Source organism: Achromobacter dolens, assembly GCF_902859745.1.
Taxonomy (GTDB): Bacteria; Pseudomonadota; Gammaproteobacteria; order Burkholderiales; family Burkholderiaceae_B; genus Achromobacter; species Achromobacter dolens.
Map to the genome: position 1 here is coordinate 22,244 of NZ_CADIJW010000063.1, position 7,133 is coordinate 29,376.

The window sequence follows — 7,133 nt, forward strand, 5'->3', positions numbered from 1 at the left end:
ATCGCGCGGTCATCACGCCAGCACGGCGGGCCGTCCGGCCCGCCGCTCCCCACCCTACCCCGCGTCGCGCTCCGGCAAGGTCAGCAGGCCGGTGTGGTAGTCGTAGCCGTAGATTTCGCCATAGCGCCCCCATTCCACCGCGATCTTCAGCACGCGCTCGGCTTCGTCGGGCTTGAGGAATTCCTCCAGCGAATCCAGGAAGTTCTTTTCCGGCAACTCGCCGGCAGGCTCCTGTTCCAGGCTGTGGCGGATGTGCGCGGCCAGCGGCACGTGCGCCAGCAACTGACGGCCGAAGATGGCCTGCTTCTGGCCCTGGTCGGCCTGCACGTAGCGCTGGCCCAGCGGCGTCAGGAAGATGTCGCCCTTGTCGATCTGGGCCAGGCCGAACAGGCCCAGCGCTTCGCAGGCCGGCAGCAGGTCGTCGTCGGAGATCTCGGCTTCCTCGGCCAGCTTGGGCAGGTCGGCGCGGCCATTGAACGGCGCCTCGGCCAGCACGTCCAGCACGCCTTCCATGCGCTCGACCTCGGTCTGCGGAAAGCGGTAGCCCAGGCCCTGCTGGCGCGGCGTCGGCATGTCGTGGGCCGGGCGCTGCGTCATCAGCGCGTAGACCTCGTCGATCAGTGCACGCACCTGCGGCGAATCGGCATTGCGCGGCCGCGGCAGGCCGATCTGCACCTGGCTGCGGATGCGGCCGGGGTCGCTGGAGAACACAATGATGCGGTCGGCCATCATGACCGCTTCCTCGATGTTGTGGGACACGATCAGGATGCCCTTGGTCGAGATGCGGCTCTCGTCCCATAGTTCAAGCATGTCGTCGCGCAGCGTTTCGCCGGTCAGCACGTCCAGGGCCGAGAAGGCTTCGTCCATCAGCAGCACGTCGGGGTTCATGACCAGCGCGCGGGCGATGCCGACGCGCTGGCGCATGCCGCCGGACAGTTCGCGCGGCAAGGCGCCGCCGAACCCGCCCAGGCCCATCAGGTCGAGCACCGCATCGGCGCGCCTGGCGCGCTCGGCCGGCGCCACGCCCTGGGCCTCCAGGCCCAGCTCGACGTTCTGCTGCGCGGTCAGCCAGGGAAACAGCGCGAACGACTGGAACACCATGGCGATGCCCGCCGCCGGGCCGTACACCGGCTGGCCACGGTAGGTGACGGTGCCCTGGTCGGCGTTGACCAGCCCCGCCATGATGCGCAGCAGCGTCGACTTGCCCGAGCCGGACTTGCCCAGCAGGGCCACGATCTCGCCTTCGCGCAACGTGAAGTCCACGTGTTCCAGCACGTGCCGGGCGGTGCCGTCCGCGGCGCGGAACGACTTGCCGACGTCGTGCAGTTCGATCAGGAAATTGGAATTCATGAGGACTCCTACCGGCCGCGGTCTTCGGCCAGCAAATACAGTTTGCGCCAGAAAAACCGGTTCAGCAGCATGACGAAAATGCTCATGACGCCGATGCCGAGCGCGATGCGGTGGAAATCGCCCTGCTCGGTCATCTGCTTGATGTAGCTGCCCAGACCATCGGCCACCAGGGAGGTATTGCCCCAGGACACGTACTCGGCCACGATGCTGGCGTTCCAGGAGCCGCCGCTGGCCGTGATGGCGCCGGTGATGAAGCTGGGGAACACCGCCGGCAGGTACACCCGGCGCCATAGCAGCCAGCCCTTCAGGCCGAGGTTGCTGGCGGCCAGGCGCAGTTCGTTCGGAATGGTCGAGGCGCCGGCCACCACGTTGAACAGGATGTACCACTGGGTGCCGAAGATGATCAGCGGGCTGAGCCAGATGTTGGGGCTGAGCTTCAACGCCACCATCACGAACACCACCGCCGGGAACAGCAGGTTGACCGGAAACGCCGCCAGGAATTGCGCCACCGCCTGCACCCGCTGCGAATACTTGGGCCGCAGGCCGATCCAGACCGCGATCGGCACCCAGATCATAGACGCCAGCCCGATCAGCACCATCACCCGCACCAGGGTGATGCCGCCCAGGCCGACCACATGCAGCACCTCGCTCCAGCCCACTTCGGCGTGCACGAACACCACCAGCTTGTAGGTGGCCAGCAAGGCGCCGGCGGCCAGCAGCGCATCCCAGACCCGGGTCCAGCGCGGGTCCGGCGCCTTGGCGCGGGCGCGGATCGAGGTGCCGTCGTACGACACGCTGAACCAGCCCAGCGCGCGCCGCATCTGCGCCCAGAACATATTGGACAGCGCCTGCATCCAGCGGCTGCGGCGGGTCCAGTCCAGCAGCCAGGACTGCTGCGCCACGTCGGCCTGCGATTCCTCGAAGCGGAACTTGTCGGCCCAGGCCAGCAGCGGCCGGAAGAACAACTGGTCGTAGAGCAGGATGCCGGCCATCATGGCGCCGATGGCCCAGGCGATGGCGCGGCCGTTCTCGGCGTCGATGGCCACCGCGATGTAGGAGCCGATGCCGGGCAGCTTGATGTCCTGCCCGGCCACCGAGATGGCCTCGGCCGCCACCAGGAAGAACCAGCCGCCCGACATGGACATCATCATGTTCCACAGCAGGCCCGGGGTGGCGTACGGCAGTTCCAGCCGCCAGAAGCGCTGCCAGCCGGACAGCCGGAACACCCGCGCGGCCTCGTTCAGTTCGGCCGGCACGGTGCGCATCGACTGGTACAGGCTGAACGCCATGTTCCAGGCCTGCGAGGTGAAGATGGCGAAAATCGCCGCGCACTCGACCCCCAGCAGGTTGCCGGGAAACAGCGCGATGAAGGGCGCGATGGCGATGGCCTGGAAACCCAGGATGGGCACCGATTGCAGGATGTCCAGCATCGGGATCATGGCTTTTTCGGCGGTGCGGAACTTGGCCGCGATGGCCGCGAAGATGAAGCTGAACAGCAGCGAAAAGGCCAGCGCCGTGAACATGCGCAGGATGGTGCGCAGCAGGTAATACGGCAGGTAGATCGGATCCAGCGAGATCGGCAGCGCTTCGCCGACGGCGAAGGGACGGCTCATCTGCGAGGCGCCGTAGGCCATGGCGGCCAGCACCACCAGCACCAAAGGCAGGAGCGCCCAATCCCAGCGGTTGGGCGCGGAGCGGGACGACGAGGACGGGCGCGTCCGGGTGCTGAAGAGCTCGAACATGTCGGCAATGCTCCAGGGAGCGGGGGTGAAGGCCCGCGAATTGAAGCATAACCAGATGACGCGTCACTGAACAGAAAACGACTGAAATCTGGCGGTAATACGGGACGGCTCGCGCCGCCCCGCATTGCCCCGCGAGGAGGCCGCGGCCGCCCCGGCCCGAACCCGCAATTCAGCGTTGCAGGGACTCCCAGCTTTTCATCAGGCGCTTGACCGAGACCGGCATCGGCGTGCGCAGTTCCTGCGCAAACAGGGCCACCCGCAACTCTTCCAGCAGCCAACGGAACTCGTCAAGGCGGGGATCGGGCGCGCCCTTCAGGGCCGAGCGCGCACGCTGGTACTGCGTCACGAGCGGCGCCATCTCGGCCACCAGCTTGGCGTCGCGGCCGGGATCGGCGCGCAGCTTGTCAATGCGCGCCACCGCCGCCTTCAGATAGCGCGGGAAGTGCGACAGTTGCGCATAGGGGGTGTCGCGGATGAACCACTTGGGCATCAGCGCCCCCAACTGCTGCTGCAGGTCGGCGTAGGCCGCGGCGTGCGGTTTGGCCTGCGGCAGCTTGCGCTGCAGGGCCGCGTATTCCGTCAGCACCGCGCCCGCCAGGCGCGCCACTTCCTGGGCCAGCAGGCCCAACCGGCCTTTGCCCTCGGCCCGGCGCGCCTCGAACTGCTGTTCATTGACCGGCCAGGGCTCGGCCAGGCAGGCCTGGCCGAGCGCGCAGTCGATGATCTGGTCGCGCAGTTCCTCCTGCGTGCCCAGCGTCATGTAGAGCATGCTGATCCTGGTCAGGTCGGCCAGGTTCTTTTCCAGGAACTTGACCTGCTCGCGCAGGCCCAGCCGGAACAGCTTGAGCAGGCCGGCGCGGTGCGTCTTGCGCGCCTCGTCCGGGTCGTCGAACACGTCCAGGTCGCAATGCGCGCCGCGATCGACCAGCGCCGGGTAGCCGATGACCGATTGGCCGCGGCGCTTGATCTCCATGATTTCCGGCAGCGGGCCAAAGGTCCAGGACGTCAGGTTCTCGTGCGCCAGCGCCTGCGCCACCTGGGTGTCGCTGGCGGCCAGTTGCTGGAAGGTGGCCTGGGCCTGCTTGCCGAACTCGGCGCGCAACTGCGCCAGGTTGCGGCCGGCGGCCAGCATGCGGCCGTGCTCGTCGACCACGCGGAAGTTCATGAACAGGTGCGCCGGCAGCGTCTCGAGCTTGAAATCGGCGGCGGCCGGGCGCACCTGCACCTGGTCCCACATGTCGGCGATCAGCGCGTCCACCAGGCCGGTCTGCGGGTCGCCCAGGCGCTCGAACCAGCGGTCGTAGAAGCCGGCGGCATAGTCGGGCAGCGGCACGCAGTGGCGGCGCAGCTTCTGCGGCAGCGACTTGAGCAGCAGGTGCACCTTCTCCTTGAGCATGCCGGGCACCAGCCATTCGCAGCGCGCCGGATCGATCTGGTTCAGGGCGAACAGCGGCACCGCCAGCGTCACGCCGTCGCGCGGCGAGCCGGGCTCGAAGTGGTAATCGAGCGCCATCGACACGCCCTGCCACTCCACCTTCTTGGGGAAGACGTCGGTGGTGACGCCGGCGGCCTCGTGCCGCATCAGTTCGTCGCGCGTCAGCAGCAGCTTGGCGGCCTCTGCCTTGTCGAGGCCGTTGACCCATTTTTCCAGCGTCGCGGTCTGCGAGATGTCGGCTGGTAACTGGCGGTCGTAGAAGGCGTAGATCAGCTCGTCGTCGACCAGGATGTCGGGGCGGCGGGTCTGGTGTTCCAGCTTTTCGATGCCGGCGATCAGCTTGCGGTTATGGGCCACGAAGGCCAAGCGCGTGTCGATCTCGCCCGGCACCAGCGCCTGGCGGATGAACAGTTCGCGCGCCTCGCGCGGATGAACCCGGCCGTACTGGATGCGGCGGCCGCTGTAGATGGTCAGGCCGTAGAGCGTGGCGCGTTCGTTGGCCACCACCTGGCCGGCCTTCTTTTCCCAGCGCGGGTCGGACCAGTTCTTGCGGATCAGGTGGGCGCCGACCTTTTCCAGCCAGACCGGGTCGATGCGCGCCACGCAGCGCGCGTACAGGCGGGTGGTCTCGACCAGTTCGGCGGCGACGATCCAGCGGCCGGCCTTCTTCACCAGGCGCGAGCCCGGATGGATGTGGAAGCGGATCTCGCGGGCGCCCTGGTAATGGCCGCCCTCGTCGCTCTTGAAGCCGATGTTGCCCAACAGGCCCGACAGCAGCGCCATGTGCAGTTGTTCGTAAGTGGCTTCGACCTGGTTGACGCGCCAGCCCTGCTCGCCCACCAGGGCGGCCAACTGGGTGTGGACGTCGTGCCATTCGCGCAGCCGGATGGGCGACAGGAAGTTCTGCCGCAGCAGGCCCACCAGCTTGCGCTGCGAGGCCTTGTGCTGCACCTGCTCGCCGTACCAGCGCCACAGCTTGAGGAAGGAAATTAACTCGGACTTGTCGTCGGCGAACTTGGCGTGCGCGGCCTCGGCCGCCTCGCGCTCCTGCATGGGCCGGTCGCGCGCGTCCTGCACCGACAGCGCCGAAGCGATGATCAGCATTTCCGCCAGGCACTGGTGCTCGCGCGCGGCCAGGATCATGCGGCCGATGCGCGGGTCCACCGGCAGCTTGGCCAGCTCGTGGCCGGTGCGGGTCAGGACGAACGAGGCGCCGGTGCGGCTGGCGTCGTCGCCGTCGTCGGCCGCGGCCAGCTCGATCGCGCCCAGCTCCTGCAGCAGGTGGTAGCCGTCGGCCACCGCGCGCCCGGGCGGGGCCTCGACGAACGGGAACTGCTCGATGTCGTCCAGCTTGAGCGACTTCATCCGCAGGATCACGGAGGCCAGCGAGGAACGCAGCACCTCGGGGTCGGTGAAGGCGGCGCGGGCGTTGAAGTCGGCCTCGTCGTAGAGGCGGATGCAGAGGCCCGGGCCCACGCGGCCGCAACGGCCGGCGCGCTGGTTGGCCGAGGCGCGGCTGACCGGCTCGATGCGCAGTTGCTCGACCTTGTTGCGCCAGGAATAGCGCTTGACCCGCGCCAGGCCGCTATCGACCACGAAGCGGATGCCGGGCACCGTCAGTGAGGTTTCGGCCACGTTGGTGGCCAGCACGATGCGGCGCGCGTTGCCGCGCGGATGGAAGATCTGTTCCTGCTCGGCCTGCGACAGGCGCGCGTACAGCGGCAATACCTCGGTGCCGGCCGGGTGGCGCTTGCGCAGCGCTTCGGCCGATTCGCGGATCTCGCGCTCGCCCGGCAGGAATACCAGCACATCGCCGGGGCCATGGCGGGCGCATTCGTCGACCGCATCGACGATGGCGTCGATCAGGTCGCGTTCCTCGTCGCCCGACATGCGCTCGCGGTCGCGGCCCGGCTTGGCCGGCGCGGCGTCTTCCTCGGCTTCCTCGCGCACCGGGCGGTAACGCACCTCGACCGGGTACAGCCGGCCCGAGACCTCGATCACCGGCGCCGGCTTGTCCTCGGACGCGGCAAAATGACGGGCGAAGCGCTCGGCGTCGATGGTGGCCGAGGTGATGATGACTTTCAGGTCGGGGCGGCGCGGCAGTAGCTGCTTCAGATAACCCAGCAGGAAGTCGATGTTCAGGCTGCGTTCGTGCGCCTCGTCGATGATGATGGTGTCGTAGCGGCGCAGGAGCGGGTCACGCTGCGACTCCGCCAGCAGGATGCCGTCGGTCATCAGCTTGATCGACGCATTGGGGCCGGTGCGATCGTTGAAGCGCACCTGGTAGCCCACCACCTCGCCCATCGGCGTATTCAGCTCCTCGGCGATGCGCTTGGCCACCGAGGTGGCGGCCAGCCGCCGCGGCTGGGTGTGGCCGATCATCTTCTGGCGGCCGCGGCCCAGTTCCAGGCAGATCTTGGGCAATTGGGTGGTCTTGCCCGAGCCGGTCTCGCCGCTGACGATGACCACCTGATGGCCGGCGATGGCGCGCGCGATTTCCTGGCGCCGCGCGCTGACGGGCAGGTCCTCGGGGTAGGTCACGGCGGGAATGGGCCGCTCGGGGCGGGGCGCCTGGCGCGCCGCCGGGGCCGCGGCGTCGGCGCGCG

The 7,133-nt window shown here is 68.3% G+C and carries 3 protein-coding genes; all 3 read right to left on the minus strand.

The window, feature by feature from the left end; translation table 11 throughout:
• Positions 1 to 54: 54 nt before the first annotated feature.
• Entirely contained in the window at positions 55 to 1,350 is a 1,296-nt protein-coding gene (locus tag HV783_RS26555) for an ABC transporter ATP-binding protein (RefSeq protein ID WP_175190176.1), read from the minus strand.
• 8 nt (positions 1,351 to 1,358) lie between these two features.
• A complete protein-coding gene (locus HV783_RS26560) occupies positions 1,359 to 3,092 on the minus strand; it encodes an ABC transporter permease (protein ID WP_175190177.1) in 1,734 nt (577 codons plus the stop codon).
• Between the two features lie 169 nt (positions 3,093 to 3,261).
• Positions 3,262 to 7,133: ATP-dependent RNA helicase HrpA (gene hrpA, locus HV783_RS26565; protein WP_254604052.1), on the minus strand; the 3,872-nt coding region annotated here is incomplete at its 5' end.

What these genes read in the sequence shown, in the direction of transcription:
- HV783_RS26555 (WP_175190176.1), bottom strand. Translation starts at nt 1,350, where the DNA reads ATGAATTCCAATTTCCTGATCGAACTGCACGACGTCGGCAAGTCGTTC.
- HV783_RS26560 (WP_175190177.1), bottom strand. Translation starts at nt 3,092, where the DNA reads ATGTTCGAGCTCTTCAGCACCCGGACGCGCCCGTCCTCGTCGTCCCGC.